Here is a 15,752-nt window from a genome sequence, read left to right as displayed (position 1 = left end):
GAAATCCATGCGTGTCCTTCTGGTTGAAGACCATTTGCAACTCGCCGAAAGTGTCGCCCAAGCGCTCAAGGGCATGGGTTTGACGGTCGACGTGCTGCACGATGGCGTGGCCGCGGACCTGGCCTTGGGCAGTGAGGAGTACGCGGCGGTAATCCTCGACGTGGGCCTGCCGCGCATGGATGGTTTCGAGGTACTGGCGCGCCTGCGGGCCCGTGGCAAAAACCTGCCGGTGCTGATGCTGACGGCGCGCAGCGATGTGAAAGACCGAGTGCATGGCCTGAACCTGGGCGCCGACGACTACCTCGCCAAGCCGTTTGAGCTGACGGAGCTGGAAGCACGGGTCAAGGCGCTGCTGCGGCGCAGCGTGCTGGGCGGGGAGCGCCAGCAGGCGTGCGGGGTGCTGGTGTACGACCTCGACACCCGGCGCTTCACGGTTGGGGGCGAGTTGATGACCTTGACCTCCCGCGAGCAAGCCGTGCTCGAAGCTCTTATCGCCCGGCCAGGCCGCGTGATGAGCAAGGAACAGTTGGCCTCCCAGGTATTCGGCCTCGATGAGGAAGCCAGCCCCGACGCCATCGAAATCTACGTGCACCGCCTGCGCAAGAAGCTCGACGGCCAGCCCATCGCCATCGTGACGTTCCGCGGCCTTGGCTACTTGTTGGAAGCCCGCGATGCATAAGCCCAGCAGCCTGCGCTGGCGCCTGCTGTGCAACCTGGCGCTGCTGCTGGTGTTGTTGATGCTCGCCAGCGGCATGAGTGCCTACTGGAACGGCCGCGAAGCCGCCGACACCGCCTATGACCGCACCTTGCTGGCCTCGGCGCGCACCATTGCCGCCGGCTTGACCCAGGTCGACGGCACCCTTAGCGCGAATGTGCCATACGTGGCCTTGGACACCTTCGCCTACGACAGCGCAGGGCGTATTTATTACCAGGTCAATGACATCGACCAGAAGCTGATTTCCGGTTACGAAAACCTGCCCGGCCCGCCGCCCGGCACACCACGCACCGACGATTACCCGGCATTGGCACGCTTCTACAACGCTGTGTACCAGGGCCAGCCTGTACGGGTGGTGAGCCTGCTCAAGGCCGTCTCCGAACCGAACATGAATGGCATGGCGGAAATCCGCGTCGCCGAAACCGACGAAGCACGGGTCGCCATGGCCCGCAGCTTGATGGCCGACACGCTGTTGCGCCTGGGCATGCTCGCCATCGGTGCACTGCTGCTGGTGTGGTTCGCCGTGAGCGCGGCATTGCGCCCGTTGGAACGCCTGCGCACCGCGGTGGAAGAGCGCCAGCCCGATGACCTGCGGCCGCTGCCGCTGGTGGAAGTCCAGGATGAATTCGGCCCGTTGGTGCGTTCCCTCAACCACTTTACCGAACGCCTGCGCGGGCAGTTCGAGCGCCAGGCACAGTTTATTGCCGATGCAGCCCATGAGCTGCGCACGCCGCTGGCGGCGCTCAAGGCCCGCCTGGAGTTGGGCCTGCGCGCCGAAGAACCGGCCACCTGGCGCAGCACCCTGGAAAGTGCCGCCCAAGGCACCGACCGCCTGACACACCTGGCTAACCAGTTGTTGTCCCTGGCCCGCATTGAAAACGGTGCCCGGGCCATTGCCGAGGGCGGTGCGCAATTGCTCGACCTCAGCCAGTTGGCCCGCGAGCTGGGCATGGCCATGGCGCCACTGGCCCATGCGCGGGGAGTGGCCTTGGCGCTGGAGGCGGACGAGCCCATATGGCTGCGCGGCGAACCGACGCTGTTGAACGAGTTGCTGAGCAACCTGGTGGATAACGCCCTGGCCCACACACCGCCTGGCGGCAATGTGATTCTGCGGGTGACGGCACCGGCGGTGCTGGAGGTCGAAGATGATGGCCCGGGCATCCCGCTAGATGAGCGGGACCGGGTATTCGAGCGTTTTTACCGACGCAGCCAGCAGGGCATGGGGTCTGGCTTGGGACTGGCGATTGTCGGGGAGATCTGCCGCGCACACCTGGCGCAGATCAGCCTGCATGATGGTGAGTTGGCTGGGCTGAAAGTCCGCGTGAGTTTTATTGCGGGTTGATCAGTAAAACATTGAGCGCGCTTCATCCAGTTCAGCGCGTGACTTTTCGCTGTAGAGATCAAGCTGCAGCTTTTGCATCGCCGGCACGCTGGTAATGTCGACTTTCGCCAGCGGATGGTCGGTGTTGTGGTGGCAGTAGAGTACGGCGATTTGCACCAGATCGACATAGTCGAGCCTGGCAGAGTCGCGTTCCAGGTTCAGGTACTGCCCCGGCAGTTTTGCCAGCATTTCCGGAAAGTCCCAGCCGCCCAACAGTTTGTCGCCCAGCAACGGGTGAATGCTCTCGATGACGTGGTTGAGGCTGACCGGGTCCGAGAGCAGTTCGTAATGGTCTTCGGCGTAGGTGAGGATCGGTAGCACGCCGATCTGGTGCACCAAGCCACCAAGGGCCGCCTGGTCCGCCTTGAGGTGGCTATGCTTGCGGCACAAGGCATAGCTGACGCCGGCTACTTCCAGGCTGCGACACCACACATCACGCATTTTCTGTGCAACCACTTCGGAGCGGGCGTGAAAGATCTGCTCCATCACCAGGCCGATGGCCAGGTTGCTGCTGTAGTTGGTGCCGAGCCGCGTGATGGCGGTGTGCAGGTCGGTGACTTCCTGGCTGGCCCGCAACAGCGGGCTATTGACCACTTTGATCAGGCGCGCCGATAGAGCGGTGTCGCGACTGATCACCTTGCTCAAGTGGCTGATGCTGATCTCCGGGTCTTCGGCGGCCTGGCGAATCCTCAGGGCCACCTCCGGCAGTGTCGGCAGAACCAGGTCATCGTTGTCGATGGCCATCACCAAAGCCTGTTGGACTTTTTCCGCCAGCTTGTTCATTCATGCTCTCTAGGGTGCTGCAAAAAGGTACGGCAATTAACGCTGGATCTCGCGATCACGGTCCAGTTGGTAGGGCAGGTCGAGCATGCGCAAGCCAGAGCCTTCCAAGGTGCCCAAGCGCACGTCGCCATTGTCGGCAGCTTCGGCTTGCAGCACGGCGAGAAGTTCAATCGACTGGTCCGCTTTTGCCGCGATGACGACTTCGCCGATCGCGCTGTTGTGGCTGGGTGAAAACAATGGCGTGCCTGGCTCGGGTAGATGGGCCGCCTCCAGGCTCAGGCGATACAGGCGTCGCTTGAGTTTGCCCAGGTACTGCATGCGCGCGACGATTTCCTGGCCGGTGTAGCAGCCTTTTTTGAAGCTCACGCCACCCACGGCCTGCAGGTTGAGCATCTGCGGGATGAACAGCTCGCGAGTCTGCGGCATCACCTGGCCGATACCGGCGCGGATCTGGCCGAGCAGCCAGGCATTCAAGTCAGCCTGTGGCAGCTGCGCGGCCAGTTGGCTGCGCACGACGTCGGCTTGCTCTACGGGCACCCAGAGTTCGGCACGGTTAGGGGAAACGCGTATGGCGATGAGCGAATCGGTGCGTACTACGCTGTCGGTCTCGGCCGGCAGTGCCAGGCCAAGGGCGGCCAGGGAAGCGTCTGCGTTCGCCAGGCCAAAGCGCGCCCAGGCGGCGCTTTCGTCGGTGAGTTTGGATTTGGAGAACACCGCGTATTTCTTCAGGTCGGCCAGCTGTGGTTCGAGCAGCTCGGTGGCCATGGCCATCAGCACGCCGTCGCCTTGCAACAGGATGCGAAAGCTGGACTGCATACGGCCTTTTTGCGTACAGCGTGCGCCCAGGCTGGCCTGGGTGTCACTCAGGTAATTGAGGTTGCAGGTCAGTTGGCCCTGCAGGAACTTGGCAGCATCGGAGCCGCGGACGGCAAGCACGCCTTCGTGGGTCAGTGAGCAGAAAAACGCAGAGTCGGCCATGGGTCATCGCACATCAAAAAGTCATGGGTGCATCATAGAGGGGCGCCCGGCAAATGGATAGTTTCCGTATGGGCGACCAAAGCCGAGTGTCCCGGTGTCGCCGGGGCTGTATACTGGCGCTCTAAATGAGGAGGGCTCCATGGTCGAAGATGTAGAAATCAATCGTCTCTTCTGGCACAGCCGTCGTGGCATGCTTGAGCTGGATGTGTTGTTGGTGCCGTTCACCAAAGAAGTGTACGCGACGCTTGATAAAGTCGATCGCGATCTCTACGTCAGGCTGCTCGAATGCGAAGACCAGGATATGTTCGGCTGGTTCATGGAGCGCTCCGAATCTGAAGATCCGGAACTGCAGCGCATGGTTCGCAAGATTCTGGACCGTGTCCAGCCCAAGTAATCGCTTCGAATGCCGCTGGCGGGCCTCACGGCTGTTGCTGGCGGCGTATCTGCTTGCCCAGCTGATTGCGCTGGGTAGCCTGCTGGTGCTGAACCTGCCTTATTCAAGCCTTGGCATCCTGCTATGCCTGGCTCACTGCACCTGGGTGCTGCCGCGCCATATCCTGCTCACTCACCGTTCGTCGATTCTTGGCCTGCGCCGTGACGAAGATGGCTGGCAATTATGGAACGCCGCGCGCGGTTGGCACGCAGTGCAACTGCGTCCCGACAGCCTCGCGTTGCCGCTGATCGTTGTGTTGCGCTACCGGGTGCAGGGTGAGCGGCGAGTGCGTTCGATCTGTGTGCCGCAGGACGCACAGGCTGCCGATGTACACCGGCGCCTGCGGGTACGCCTGAAGTTCAGCCGCCGTAGGTGGTTGGCACCAGGATAGTGTCGCGGGCTTCGGGCAGCATCTGCGGGTAGTCAAGGGTGTAATGCAGGCCCCGGCTTTCCTTGCGCTCCATGGCCGAGCGAATCATCAGCTCTGCCACTTGGGCCAGGTTGCGCAATTCGATCAGGTCACGGCTGACCTTGTAGTTGCTGTAGAACTCGTCAATTTCATCCAGCAGCAAGCGTACCCGGTGTTGTGCACGTTGCAGGCGCTTGTTGGTGCGCACGATCCCCACGTAGTCCCACATGAAGCGCCGTAGCTCGTCCCAGTTGTGCGCGATGATCACGTCTTCGTCCGAATCGGTGACCTGGCTGGCGTCCCAGCGGGGCAGGGCGGCCGGCACCGGGATGCGCGGCAGTTGTTCAAGGATGTCCTGCGCCGCTGAGCGTGCGTACACGAAGCACTCGAGCAGTGAGTTGCTGGCCATGCGGTTGGCGCCGTGCAGGCCGGTGAAGCTGGTTTCGCCGATGGCATACAGGCCAGGCACGTCAGTGCGGCCATGCTGGTCGACCATCACGCCGCCGCAGGTGTAGTGCGCCGCGGGTACCACCGGGATTGGGCCTTTGGTGATGTCGATGTTGAAGGTCAGGCAGCGTTCGTAGACCGTCGGGAAGTGGGTCTTGATGAAGGCTTCGGGCTTGTGGCTGATGTCCAGGTATACGCAGTCGATACCCAGGCGCTTCATTTCATGGTCGATAGCGCGGGCGACAATATCGCGCGGCGCCAGCTCGGCGCGAGGGTCGAAGCGCTGCATGAAGCGTTCGCCATTGGGCAGCTTCAGGTGCGCGCCTTCGCCACGCAGGGCTTCGGTAATCAGGAAACTCTTGGCCTGGGGGTGATACAGGCAGGTGGGGTGGAACTGGTTGAATTCCAGGTTGGCCACCCGGCATCCCGAGCGCCAGGCCATGGCAATGCCGTCGCCACAGGCGCCGTCGGGGTTGCTGGTATAGAGGTAGACCTTGGCCGCGCCGCCCGAGGCCAAAATAGTGAAGCGTGCGCCGTAGGTATCGACTTCGCCGCTGGCACGGTTGAGTACGTAGGCGCCCAGGCAGCGCTCGCCCGCCAGGCCCAGGCGTTTTTCGGTGATCAGGTCGACGGCGACGCGTTGTTCAAGCAATTGGATATTGGGGCGTTGGCGGGCCTGCTCGAGCAGCGTCTTGAAAATGGCCGCGCCGGTGGCGTCGGCAGCATGAATGATTCGACGATGACTGTGGCCGCCTTCCCGGGTCAGGTGGAACTCAAAGCCACCGTCGTCGCTGCCGGCATGTTCATCGCGTGTGAACGGCACACCCTGGTCGATCAGCCATTGGATGGCTTCCCGGCTGTGCTCGACGGTGAAGCGCACCGCCTCTTCATGGCACAGGCCGCCGCCGGCATTGAGGGTATCCTCAACATGGGATTGCACCGTGTCGGTATCATCCAGCACCGCGGCGACGCCGCCTTGGGCCCAGAATGTCGAGCCGTTGGCCAGGTCGCCTTTGCTCAAGACGGCGATACGCAGGTGGCTCGGCAGGGTCAGCGCAAGGCTCAAGCCGGCCGCGCCGCTGCCGATTACCAGGACATCGTGTTGGAACTGTTGGCTCATTGAATGGATTCCGCAAAAAGCGATCCGAAGGAGCGGCGCAAACAGGACGCCTGGATCGGCGAATCAAAGGGGCACACGGGCCACTAGTATATAGAGGGGGGGAGCGGCACAATAGCCACGCACACGTGGCATTGTGAGATTATGCTGCGCAGCTTTGGGAAATGGCCGGTTGGCGAGGCGGGAACTTTTTGCATGGGTCCCGACTCAATAGCAGGTTGCCCGAAAGCTGGGAAAACGTTGAGTTTATTGGCCCGTCGGGAGCATTGGACGCGTCACGAAACCGGCGACAAGATTATTCGCGCAGCCGGCGCCGCCCGGGCTGCGTTTTTCGTGTGTGCCAAATCAGTGCATGCCGGAAACTTGCTTGAAGGGGGAGAACTTTTGCGAAAAGCCCGAGTCTATGTTTGCAAGCCTGATCGTTTAGTTATGCAAGCCTCCTTCGAGTACAACGAGGAGTGTTCATGCTAACCCAGGAAGAGGATCAGCAGCTGGTCGAGCGCGTACAACGCGGCGACAAGCGAGCATTTGATCTGCTAGTGCTGAAATACCAGCACAAAATTCTCGGGTTGATCGTGCGGTTTGTGCACGACACCCATGAAGCGCAGGACGTTGCACAGGAAGCCTTTATCAAGGCGTACCGTGCACTGGGAAATTTCCGCGGTGATAGTGCGTTTTATACGTGGCTCTACCGCATCGCCATTAACACGGCGAAGAACTATCTGGTGTCTCGCGGCCGCCGCCCACCAGACAGTGATGTCAGTTCAGAAGATGCAGAATTTTACGATGGTGATCACGGCCTCAAAGATCTCGAGTCGCCGGAGCGTGCATTGCTGCGCGACGAGATTGAAGGCACCGTCCATCGCACAATTCAGCAACTGCCAGAAGATTTGCGTACGGCGTTAACTTTACGTGAATTTGATGGTCTGAGTTACGAAGACATTGCGAGCGTCATGCAATGTCCGGTGGGGACTGTAAGGTCACGGATTTTCCGGGCCCGGGAAGCCATCGACAAAGCCTTGCAACCTTTGTTGCAGGAAAACTAAAGACAGCGGCGACAGCCAAGAGAGGAACCGCCATGAGTCGTGATGCCCTGCAGGAATCGCTGTCCGCAGTGATGGATAACGAAGCGGATGAACTGGAACTTCGTCGGGTGCTCAATGCATTTGATGATGCCGAAACCCGTGATACCTGGTCTCGTTACCAAGTCGCTCGGGCGGTGATGCACAAGGATCTTCTAATCCCTCGTCTGGATATTGCTGCGGCCGTTTCTGCTGCGCTTGCTGATGAAGCCGTTCCGGCAAAAGCTGCACGGGGTCCATGGCGTAGCCTGGGTCGCCTGGCAGTAGCTGCTTCGGTCACCGTCGCTGTGCTCGCAGGTGTTCGCCTGTACAACCAGGACGAGATTGCTGGCAACGAGTTGGCCCAACAGACTCAGCAACCGGTCATGGCCGGTCCGCAAGTCAAAGGTCCGGCTGTACTGGCAGGCTACAAGGAAAGCTCCGATACCACCGGCCCTATGGCTAATGGTGTGCTTCAAGGGCAATCCGGTTGGCAGGACCAGCGTCTTCCAGGCTACCTGCGTCAACATGCGCAGGAATCGGCTTCGAAAGGCACTGATAGCGCTCTGCCATACGCTCGCGCAGCAAGCCAGGAAAACCGCTGATCCGCTAAGGAGCCCTATGCGCGCCATACCGCTCCTTACGCTTTGGCTCAGTAGTTGGTTTGCACTATCCGCCCATGCCGATGAAGCCCAAGACTGGCTGATTCGACTTGGGCGTGCAGAGCAGCAGCAAAGCTTTGAAGGCACGTTTGTCTACGAACGCAATGGTAGTTTTTCTACCCATGACATCTGGCATCGCGTCCAGGATGGCCATGTACGTGAGCGCTTGTTGCAGCTCGATGGCGCTCCCCAGGAAGCCCTTAGGGTAGACGGTCGCACACAATGCGTCAGCGGTGCGCTGGTTGCTGGCCTGGCGAGTTCTTCTGATGCACCTACGCGTGCACTCGATCCACAAAAACTCACTCAATTCTACGAATTGGCCGTTGTCGGTAAATCTCGCGTGGCCGGTCGTAATGCGGTGATCGTGTCGATCAGCCCGCGTGATCAATATCGCTATGGTGTTGAATTGCACCTGGATCGTGAAACCGCGTTGCCGCTCAAATCCTTGCTGCTCAATGATCAGGGGCAGTTGTTGGAGCGCTTTCAGTATACGCGCCTGGATGCCCGCGCCGTTCCGTCCGACCAGGACTTGCAGCCTGGCCGCGAGTGCTCGCCTGTCGCTGTTTCCTCTTCTAAAGCCTCCGACATGCCTGCCACCCAGGTGTGGCATCTGGATTGGCTGCCGCCTGGCTTCCAACAGATCAGTGCTGTCACGCGCAAAGATACCCAAACCAAAGCCACCGTCGATAGCCTGATGTATGACGATGGGCTCGCGCGTTTTTCCGTGTTTCTGGAGTCAGCAAAAGGTGCTGACGTGAATGAAACCCGTGCTCAGCTTGGACCAACCGTAGCCGTATCCCGACGTTTAAATACGGTGGAAGGTGAAATGATGGTGACGGTGGTGGGCGAAATCCCTATCGGCACTGCTGAGCGTATCGCCTTATCGGTGCGTAGTGGAAAGGCTGCTGCCAAGCCATGAAATTGTTAATCCTGCGTTCATGCTGATCTTTCAATCTGTGCCCATCTTTGGTTGGGTGCTGAGCGTATGAAATCTCTGGATCAGCATTTTCACTTGCAAAAACTCCCTATGTTTTTTATAGGTCAGGGTTTGATGGCCCTGGCCTTGTTTTGTTCGCGGGACAAAAGTGCCGGTCGCAGTCTCCGGCATTTATTGAACCCTGTCGCTTAACCCTGCTCGTCGTAACGGGAGCTGTATGTCGATACCACGTTTGAAGTCTTACCTATCCATAGTCGCCACAGTGCTGGTGCTGGGTCAGGCCTTGCCTGCGCAAGCAGTCGAACTGCCTGACTTCACCCAATTGGTGGAGCAGGCCTCGCCTGCGGTGGTGAACATCAGTACCACGCAAAAACTGCCGGATCGCAAAGTATCGAACCAGCAGATGCCGGATCTGGAAGGCTTGCCGCCCATGCTGCGCGAGTTCTTCGAGCGCGGCATGCCGCAACCACGCGCCCCTCGTGGCGGCGGTGGTCAGCGCGAAGCCCAGTCGCTGGGTTCTGGCTTCATCATCTCGCCCGACGGCTATATCCTCACCAACAATCACGTGATTGCCGATGCCGACGAGATTCTCGTACGCCTGGCTGATCGCAGTGAACTCAAGGCCAAGCTGATCGGTACCGACCCACGCTCCGACGTGGCGCTGCTGAAAATCGATGGCAAGGACTTGCCGGTCCTCAAACTCGGTAAATCCCAGGACTTGAAAGCCGGCCAATGGGTGGTAGCCATCGGTTCACCGTTCGGCTTCGACCATACTGTTACCCAGGGCATTGTCAGTGCCATCGGTCGCAGCCTGCCGAATGAAAACTATGTACCGTTCATCCAGACCGACGTGCCGATCAACCCGGGCAATTCCGGTGGTCCGTTGTTCAACCTGGCTGGCGAAGTCGTGGGGATCAACTCGCAGATCTACACGCGCTCCGGTGGTTTCATGGGCGTTTCCTTCGCAATCCCGATCGACGTGGCCATGGACGTTTCCAACCAGTTGAAGAGCGGTGGCAAGGTCAGCCGAGGTTGGTTGGGTGTGGTCATCCAGGAAGTGAACAAGGATCTGGCTGAGTCCTTCGGCCTCGACAAGCCGGCCGGTGCGCTGGTTGCACAGATTCAGGACAATGGCCCTGCTGCCAAGGGCGGGCTGAAAGTCGGCGACGTGATCCTGAGCATGAATGGCCAGCCGATTGTCATGTCGGCCGACCTGCCTCATCTGGTCGGCGCGCTCAAGGCTGGCGGCAAAGCCAAGCTGGAAGTGATCCGTGATGGCAAGCGCCAGAACGTTGAGCTGACCGTCGGCGCCATCCCGGAAGAAGGTGCGACCCTGGATGCCCTGGGCAATGCCAAGCCAGGCGCCGAGCGCAGCAGCAACCGCCTGGGTATTGCCGTGGTTGAGCTGACCGCCGAGCAGAAGAAAACCTTCGACCTGCAGAGCGGTGTCGTGATCAAGGAAGTCCAGGACGGCCCGGCCGCCTTGATCGGCCTGCAGCCTGGCGACGTCATCACCCATCTGAACAACCAGGCGATCGACTCCACCAAGGAGTTCACCGACATCGCCAAGGCGTTGCCGAAGAATCGTTCGGTGTCGATGCGCGTCCTGCGTCAAGGTCGAGCCAGCTTCATCACCTTCAAGCTGGCGGAGTAATCCACTAGCCCACAAAAAAGCCCCGCTGTCGGTTAACGACAGCGGGGCTTTTTTGTGGGTGATGGGTTTAGCTCATCATGCCCTTGACCAAGCGCTCCTGTTCGATCAGCTCACGCTGACGGGCATCGATGCGCGAGGACAGTGGGAAATTATTGCCGGCGCGGCGCTTGGCAAAGTCCAACTGCTGGATGGCTTGCTGGAAATCACCCACCAGGGCGAAGTATTCGGCACGAGCCTGGTGCAGGCCGATGATGTTGCCGGACAAGCCGCGGGTCTCGGCGACCTGATACCACACGTCCGGATCGTCCGGGCGGGACTTGAGCAGCCCATCCAGCGCTTTCTCCGCATCAGCGGTGCGGTTCTGCTTAAGCAACAAGTCCACCCGCACCTGATTCAGCGGATAGTTGCTGGGGTACTGGGTGAGCATGCGGTCGGTACGTTGCTGTGCGTCCGGCATGCGGTTGCTGGTGATGTCCAACTCGATCTGCGCCAGGTTGTAGGTAATGTCGTTGGGCGCCTTGGCCAGCAGCGGTGCCAGGCTCTCCCGTGCTTCCTTGAGTTGAGTGCCCTTGATCTGTGCGATGGCCAGGCCATATCGCGCTACATCGTTCTTGGGGTTCTCGTCCAACTGGGCCTGGAAGCGCTTGGCCGCAAGGCCTGGCGTGTCTTCGTACTTCAATTGCACCCGTGCGCGAATCAACTGATAGCGCAGGCTGTCTTCCTTGCCGCCGGGTTTGGCCTGCTCGGCGCGGTTGCGGGTATCGGCGATCCGCGATTCAGTCACCGGGTGAGTCAGCAGGAACTCCGGTGGCTTGGCATCGAAGCGGTATTGGCGCATCAGGCGTTCGAACATGGTGGGCATGGAGCGTGGGTCGTAGCCGGCTTTCTCCAGGTTGAGGATGCCGATACGGTCGGCCTCTTGTTCGTTCTGCCGGGAGAATCGGCGTTGTTCCTGGATCGCTGCGGCTTGTGAGCCGGCAATCGCGGCGATACCCGCGTCGCCTGCACCCGCGGCGGCGGCGATGATACCGCCGAGCAGGGCGGCCATCATCGGCAGCTGCATGCGCGACTGCGCTTCGACGCCCCGGGCGAAGTGGCGCTGGGACAGGTGCGCCAGTTCGTGGGCCAGTACCGACGCGTATTCACCTTCGGTCTGGGCATTGAGGAACAAGCCGCCGTTGACCCCGACGATCCCGCCAGGTGCTGCAAAAGCATTGAGTTGCGGGCTGTTGATCAGGATGAATTCCAGGCGCCGGTCGTTGACCTGGCTGGTCTCTACCAGCTTGTACACGCTGGTTTCGACGTAATCCTTGAGTTGTGGGTCATTGAGCTGAGAGACCTGGCCGCGCAGGTAGGCCAGCCAGGCGCGGCCCAGTTGGTATTCCTGTTGGGGCGAGACAATGGCAGAACTGGCGTCGCCAAGTGACGGCAGCTCGTCAGCGAAGGCCGGGGAGGCCAGCAGGCAGGCCAGCGTCAGCAGGGTAGGGCGCAAAAAAGTCATGCACAAAGCCTTTCGACAAAGAGCTTACTGTAGCCGGACACTGAGCTTGGGACCAGATATTCTAAGCAGCCCAAATGTTTGCCTGGAGTAATACCATGACCGACGCTGCAGCCTTTGACGCCGAACTCGATGCCTGCGGCCTCAATTGCCCGTTGCCCTTGCTCAAGGCCAAGTTGGAACTCAATCGTATGGCCCGCGGCGCCGTGCTCAAGGTGACTGCCACGGATGCAGGCTCACAGCGTGATTTCAGGACCTTCGCCAGGCTGGCGGGCCATACGCTGCTCCGCGAAGAGGAGGCCGCTGGTGTGTACCATTATTGGTTGCGCAAGGCCTGATAGCCTTGCACGCGCAAGATCAGGCCTTGTTCAGCGCCTGCGCCGCGGCCAGGACCGCATCCACATGGCCCGGTACTTTCACGCCCCGCCATTCCTGACGCAGCACGCCTTCGCTGTCGATCAGGAAGGTGCTGCGATCCACGCCCAGGTATTCCTTGCCGTACAGCTTCTTCAGCTTGATCACATCGAACAGCTGGCAAACCGCCTCGTCTTTATCGCTGATCAGCTCGAAGGGGAATTGCTGCTTGCCCTTGAAGTTCTCGTGGGACTTCACGCTGTCACGCGACACACCAAACACCTCGGTGTTGGCGGCCTTGAACGCTGCGTACTGGTCACGAAAACCCTGGCCTTCGGTGGTGCAGCCCGGGGTGCTGTCCTTCGGGTAGAAGTAGATTACCACTTGCTTGCCCTTGAGGGCCGCGAGGCTGAAAGTCTGGCCGCTGGTGGCCTGGGCTTCGAAATCGGCCACGGGTTTGTCGATGGCTACCGGCATGGGTGTTTCCTTACATTGGGTTCTGTGGGCGCCATGGCTCGATCAAGGCGTCGAGATTCAGGGCATCGGCGAAGTCCAGAAACTGGTCGCGCAACCAACTGATCTGCACGCCGGCCGGCAGGGTCACGGTGAACGTGGCGTTGAGCATGGTGCCGCCGGTCTGTGGCGCCTGGTAGGTGTCGCAGGTCAGGTTTTCCAGCTCGACGTTGTGGTCGATGAAGAACTGGCACAACTCGTTGACGATGTCCGAACGGTAGGCCGAGCTGACGTACGCCACATAAGGCAGGGCCTGCGGGCGATTTTCCAGGGCGGCGCTGCGCACCACATTGACGGTGAAGTCGTGTTTCTTGGCCAGGCCCGGCAGGCCGGTTTCCAGACGCGCCAAGGCGTCCCAGGAGCCGGAGATCTGCAATACCAGCGCACTGCACTCGCCGTGGCGGGTCAGGCGCGAGGTCACGACGGCGCAGCGGTTTTCATGGCTGGCGCGGCACAGGACGTTGGTCAGCTCCATGGGGTTGGCGCCGAGGGCACTGATAACAAGGAATTGTTCGCGAACTGTGGGGGTGGACATGCAGCCTTCCTAAAGCGATGAGCGGTCGATACCGTGTGGCCGTATCGATCAAAGGATGAAGGGTAGCGAAAACCGTCGCCAAGGGCTAGGAGGTGGCGTTTTCATTGTGTGATCGGTCGGCTTGCGGCAGTGCTTTGGCCCAATGATGGCATTGCCCGACGTTTAGTTGGTCCAGAACGCATCCTCACGCGGTACTTCGCTTGTACAAGCATCTTGGCGCCAGTACCATTACGGCTCTCTTTTTCCGGCAGGAGCGGTTGCATGATTGCGGGCAGTATGGTGGCACTGGTCACACCCATGGATGCACAAGGTCGTCTCGACTGGGATAGCCTGGGCAAACTGGTGGACTTCCACCTGCAAGAGGGCACCAACGCTATCGTGGCGGTCGGCACCACAGGTGAATCGGCCACCCTTGATGTGGAAGAGCACATCCAGGTGATCGAGTTCGTGGTCAAGCGCGTCGCGGGCCGTATCCACGTGATTGCGGGAACGGGCGCCAACTCCACGCGTGAAGCGATCGAGCTGACCCGCAACGCCAAGAAAGCCGGCGCCGACGCTTGCCTGCTGGTCACGCCGTATTACAACAAGCCGACCCAGGAAGGCCTGTACCAGCACTTCAAGACCATCGCCGAAGCGGTCGACATCCCGCAGATCCTCTATAACGTACCGGGTCGCACCGCGTGCGATATGAAGGCCGAGACCGTAATCCGCCTGTCCACCGTGCCGAACATCATCGGCATCAAGGAAGCCACCGGCGACCTGCAGCGCGCCAAGGACATCCTGGCCGGCGTGAGCAGCGACTTCCTGGTGTATTCCGGTGACGACGCCACCGCTGTCGAGCTGATCCTGCTGGGCGGCAAGGGCAACATTTCCGTGACCGCCAACGTCGCCCCGCGTGCCATGAGCGATATGTGCGCCGCCGCCATCGCCGGCGATGCCGCGACGGCCCGTGCGATCCACGAGAAGCTGATGCCGCTCAACAAGACACTGTTTATCGAATCCAATCCTATTCCCGTGAAATGGGCGCTGACTGAGATGGGCCTGATGCCGGACGGTATCCGTCTGCCGCTCACCCGGCTCAGCGAAGCCTGTCACGAACCGCTGCGACAGGCCCTGCGCCAGTCCGGCGTCCTGGTTTAATTGAGGAAGCACTACGCATGAAGCGATTGGCCGGACTTTCCGCACTTGCCTTGATTATCTCCAGCACCAGTGGCTGCGGTTGGGTATGGGGCCCGGAAGGCTACTTCCGTGACCGCGGCAGCGATTACCTGGAAGCGCAAGCAACCAAACCGATGCAACTGCCGCCTGACGTCAATGTCGCCAAGCGCCTTGACCCGTTGCTGCCGATCCCGCGCAACGTAGCCGACGACACCGTCAAGGGCGAGTACGTGGTACCGCGTCCACAGCCGATTACCGCAGTGGCGGATGCCAGCGACTACAGCCTGCAGAAAAGCGGCGACAACCGCTGGATCGTGGCCCAGCGCCCACCCGCCGAAGTCTGGCCGGTGGCGGTGCAGTTCTTCCAAGACAACGGTTTTAGCATCGACCAGCAACGCCCGCAAACCGGTGAGTTCACCACGGCGTGGCAGCAAGGTCGCGAGCTGTCCGCGAACATGGCCCAGCGCCTGTTGGCTGGCGGTGTAGCCGCCGACAGCGAAGCCCGTGTGCGGGTACGCATCGAGCCAGGCGTGCAGCGCAATACCAGTGAAGTCTATGTGGTCAGCGCCGAGCGTCCTGCCGGCAGCACTGCCAATGTTGATTTCACCCCGCGTTCGGTCAACACCGGCGTCGATGCCGCGCTGGTCGACGAGATGCTCGCCAGCATGAGCCGTATCTCCGAGAAGGGCGGTTCCGTTTCCCTGCTCGCCGCCCGTGACTACGACACGCCTAACCGCGTCAGCCTCACCGAAGACGGCAGCGGTAACGTGGTGCTGAACTTGGGTGAAGACCTCGACCGTGCCTGGGCCAGTGTTGGCCGTGCATTGGAGCAGGGCCCTTGGCGCGTTGAAGACATCAACCGCAGCCTGGGCCTGTACTACATCAACGTGGCTGAAAAGGCGGAGAAGAAAGACGACGAGCCAGGTTTCTTCGGCAAACTGTTCGGCAGCACGCCGACCAAGGAAGAGGTCGAAACCCGCGCCGAGCGTTACCAGGTTCGTTTGAGCAAGGTTGGCGAAAGCGTGCAAGTCACCGTCGAGAAGAACATCAACACCGTCGCGCCGGCTGAAACAGCGCGCAAAGTGTTGGGCGTGATTCAAGACAACCTGGGCTGATC

General features: G+C 60.6%; 17 protein-coding genes. 11 read left to right on the top strand and 6 right to left on the bottom strand.

All coding sequences use genetic code 11. The features are described from left to right. The first annotated feature begins 7 nt into the window (after nt 1-7). Both ASD70_RS21010 and ASD70_RS21005 read left to right on the top strand, forming a co-directional pair. Nucleotides 8-679, top strand: a complete 672-nt coding sequence (locus ASD70_RS21010) for a response regulator (protein WP_046071411.1) — start codon at nt 8-10, stop codon at nt 677-679. Next, nucleotides 672-2,057 (top strand): sensor histidine kinase, encoded by a 1,386-nt coding sequence (locus ASD70_RS21005; RefSeq protein ID WP_046071412.1) that lies wholly within the window; start codon nt 672-674, stop codon nt 2,055-2,057. Before ASD70_RS21010 ends, ASD70_RS21005 begins: the two co-directional genes overlap by 8 nt. On the opposite strand, the gene ASD70_RS21000 is transcribed toward ASD70_RS21005, so the two are convergent. Then, nucleotides 2,058-2,879, bottom strand: a complete 822-nt coding sequence (locus tag ASD70_RS21000) for an HDOD domain-containing protein (RefSeq protein WP_046071413.1) — start codon at nt 2,877-2,879, stop codon at nt 2,058-2,060. Nucleotides 2,880-2,915: 36 nt separating this feature from the next. After that, on the bottom strand, nt 2,916-3,857 hold the full coding sequence (ygfZ, locus tag ASD70_RS20995) for a CAF17-like 4Fe-4S cluster assembly/insertion protein YgfZ (RefSeq protein ID WP_056847357.1): 942 nt from the start codon (nt 3,855-3,857) through the stop codon (nt 2,916-2,918). A 139-nt stretch (nt 3,858-3,996) separates the two neighbouring features. Between ygfZ and ASD70_RS20990 the strand changes: the two genes are divergently transcribed. Continuing rightward, nucleotides 3,997-4,251: an FAD assembly factor SdhE gene (locus ASD70_RS20990; protein WP_043046387.1), complete on the top strand. Its 255-nt coding sequence runs from the start codon at nt 3,997-3,999 to the stop codon at nt 4,249-4,251. Then, nucleotides 4,235-4,681, top strand: coding sequence for a protein YgfX (locus ASD70_RS20985; protein ID WP_056847356.1), 447 nt, complete (start codon nt 4,235-4,237; stop codon nt 4,679-4,681). The genes ASD70_RS20990 and ASD70_RS20985 overlap by 17 nt, the downstream gene beginning before the upstream one ends. Here the strand turns inward: ASD70_RS20985 and nadB are convergent. Beyond that, entirely contained in the window at nt 4,650-6,266 is a 1,617-nt protein-coding gene (gene nadB / locus ASD70_RS20980) for an L-aspartate oxidase (RefSeq protein ID WP_056847355.1), read from the bottom strand. The genes ASD70_RS20985 and nadB overlap by 32 nt on opposite strands. A gap of 461 nt (nt 6,267-6,727) precedes the next feature. Here nadB and rpoE point away from each other — a divergent pair, with 461 nt between their 5' ends. The 4 genes from rpoE to ASD70_RS20960 all read left to right on the top strand — a co-directional run bounded on the left by rpoE (nt 6,728) and on the right by ASD70_RS20960 (nt 10,577). Then, complete coding sequence (gene rpoE, locus ASD70_RS20975) at nt 6,728-7,309, top strand: RNA polymerase sigma factor RpoE (RefSeq protein WP_003172477.1); 582 nt, start codon at nt 6,728-6,730, stop codon at nt 7,307-7,309. Nucleotides 7,310-7,341: 32 nt separating this feature from the next. Continuing rightward, a complete protein-coding gene (locus ASD70_RS20970; RefSeq protein ID WP_046071417.1) occupies nt 7,342-7,929 on the top strand; it encodes a sigma-E factor negative regulatory protein in 588 nt (195 codons plus the stop codon). A gap of 16 nt (nt 7,930-7,945) precedes the next feature. Then, nucleotides 7,946-8,905, top strand: coding sequence for a MucB/RseB C-terminal domain-containing protein (locus tag ASD70_RS20965; RefSeq protein ID WP_056847354.1), 960 nt, complete (start codon nt 7,946-7,948; stop codon nt 8,903-8,905). A 235-nt stretch (nt 8,906-9,140) separates the two neighbouring features. Beyond that, nucleotides 9,141-10,577, top strand: a complete 1,437-nt coding sequence (locus ASD70_RS20960; RefSeq protein ID WP_043046394.1) for a DegQ family serine endoprotease — start codon at nt 9,141-9,143, stop codon at nt 10,575-10,577. Between the two features lie 67 nt (nt 10,578-10,644). Here the strand turns inward: ASD70_RS20960 and ASD70_RS20955 are convergent, their stop codons facing one another. Next, nucleotides 10,645-12,078, bottom strand: a complete 1,434-nt coding sequence (locus ASD70_RS20955; protein ID WP_046071419.1) for a M48 family metalloprotease — start codon at nt 12,076-12,078, stop codon at nt 10,645-10,647. A gap of 95 nt (nt 12,079-12,173) precedes the next feature. Here ASD70_RS20955 and ASD70_RS20950 point away from each other — a divergent pair, with 95 nt between their 5' ends. Beyond that, the gene (locus ASD70_RS20950; protein WP_056847353.1) at nt 12,174-12,413 is read left to right on the top strand and encodes a sulfurtransferase TusA family protein; all 240 of its coding nucleotides are present in this window, start codon (nt 12,174-12,176) and stop codon (nt 12,411-12,413) included. A gap of 19 nt (nt 12,414-12,432) precedes the next feature. Here the strand turns inward: ASD70_RS20950 and ASD70_RS20945 are convergent, their stop codons facing one another. Next, nucleotides 12,433-12,906: a peroxiredoxin gene (locus ASD70_RS20945; protein ID WP_056847352.1), complete on the bottom strand. Its 474-nt coding sequence runs from the start codon at nt 12,904-12,906 to the stop codon at nt 12,433-12,435. A gap of 10 nt (nt 12,907-12,916) precedes the next feature. Further along, entirely contained in the window at nt 12,917-13,477 is a 561-nt protein-coding gene (locus ASD70_RS20940; protein ID WP_003189463.1) for a glycine cleavage system protein R, read from the bottom strand. A gap of 261 nt (nt 13,478-13,738) precedes the next feature. On the opposite strand from ASD70_RS20940, the gene dapA reads away from it, so the two are divergent. Together dapA and bamC are read left to right on the top strand one after the other, a co-directional pair. Continuing rightward, nucleotides 13,739-14,617 (top strand): 4-hydroxy-tetrahydrodipicolinate synthase, encoded by an 879-nt coding sequence (dapA, locus tag ASD70_RS20935; protein ID WP_046071422.1) that lies wholly within the window; start codon nt 13,739-13,741, stop codon nt 14,615-14,617. Between the two features lie 17 nt (nt 14,618-14,634). Continuing rightward, a complete protein-coding gene (bamC, locus tag ASD70_RS20930) occupies nt 14,635-15,750 on the top strand; it encodes an outer membrane protein assembly factor BamC (RefSeq protein ID WP_046071423.1) in 1,116 nt (371 codons plus the stop codon). Nucleotides 15,751-15,752 lie beyond the last annotated feature (2 nt).

The sequence above is a fragment of the Pseudomonas sp. Root569 genome (assembly GCF_001427465.1).
Lineage (GTDB): Bacteria > Pseudomonadota > Gammaproteobacteria > Pseudomonadales > Pseudomonadaceae > Aquipseudomonas > Aquipseudomonas synxantha.
This window is presented reverse-complemented; position numbering and strand designations above follow the sequence as displayed.

Excerpts from the sequence above, each read along its gene's own strand:
- ASD70_RS20940 (WP_003189463.1), bottom strand. The coding sequence starts at position 13,477 with ATGTCCACCCCCACAGTTCGCGAACAATTCCTTGTTATCAGTGCCCTC.
- ASD70_RS21005 (WP_046071412.1), top strand. The coding sequence starts at position 672 with ATGCATAAGCCCAGCAGCCTGCGCTGGCGCCTGCTGTGCAACCTGGCG.
- ASD70_RS20945 (WP_056847352.1), bottom strand. The coding sequence starts at position 12,906 with ATGCCGGTAGCCATCGACAAACCCGTGGCCGATTTCGAAGCCCAGGCC.
- ASD70_RS20950 (WP_056847353.1), top strand. The coding sequence starts at position 12,174 with ATGACCGACGCTGCAGCCTTTGACGCCGAACTCGATGCCTGCGGCCTC.
- bamC (WP_046071423.1), top strand. The coding sequence starts at position 14,635 with ATGAAGCGATTGGCCGGACTTTCCGCACTTGCCTTGATTATCTCCAGC.
- ASD70_RS21010 (WP_046071411.1), top strand. The coding sequence starts at position 8 with ATGCGTGTCCTTCTGGTTGAAGACCATTTGCAACTCGCCGAAAGTGTC.
- nadB (WP_056847355.1), bottom strand. The coding sequence starts at position 6,266 with ATGAGCCAACAGTTCCAACACGATGTCCTGGTAATCGGCAGCGGCGCG.
- ygfZ (WP_056847357.1), bottom strand. The coding sequence starts at position 3,857 with ATGGCCGACTCTGCGTTTTTCTGCTCACTGACCCACGAAGGCGTGCTT.
- ASD70_RS21000 (WP_046071413.1), bottom strand. The coding sequence starts at position 2,879 with ATGAACAAGCTGGCGGAAAAAGTCCAACAGGCTTTGGTGATGGCCATC.
- ASD70_RS20970 (WP_046071417.1), top strand. The coding sequence starts at position 7,342 with ATGAGTCGTGATGCCCTGCAGGAATCGCTGTCCGCAGTGATGGATAAC.
- dapA (WP_046071422.1), top strand. The coding sequence starts at position 13,739 with ATGATTGCGGGCAGTATGGTGGCACTGGTCACACCCATGGATGCACAA.
- ASD70_RS20990 (WP_043046387.1), top strand. The coding sequence starts at position 3,997 with ATGGTCGAAGATGTAGAAATCAATCGTCTCTTCTGGCACAGCCGTCGT.
- ASD70_RS20965 (WP_056847354.1), top strand. The coding sequence starts at position 7,946 with ATGCGCGCCATACCGCTCCTTACGCTTTGGCTCAGTAGTTGGTTTGCA.
- rpoE (WP_003172477.1), top strand. The coding sequence starts at position 6,728 with ATGCTAACCCAGGAAGAGGATCAGCAGCTGGTCGAGCGCGTACAACGC.
- ASD70_RS20960 (WP_043046394.1), top strand. The coding sequence starts at position 9,141 with ATGTCGATACCACGTTTGAAGTCTTACCTATCCATAGTCGCCACAGTG.
- ASD70_RS20955 (WP_046071419.1), bottom strand. The coding sequence starts at position 12,078 with ATGACTTTTTTGCGCCCTACCCTGCTGACGCTGGCCTGCCTGCTGGCC.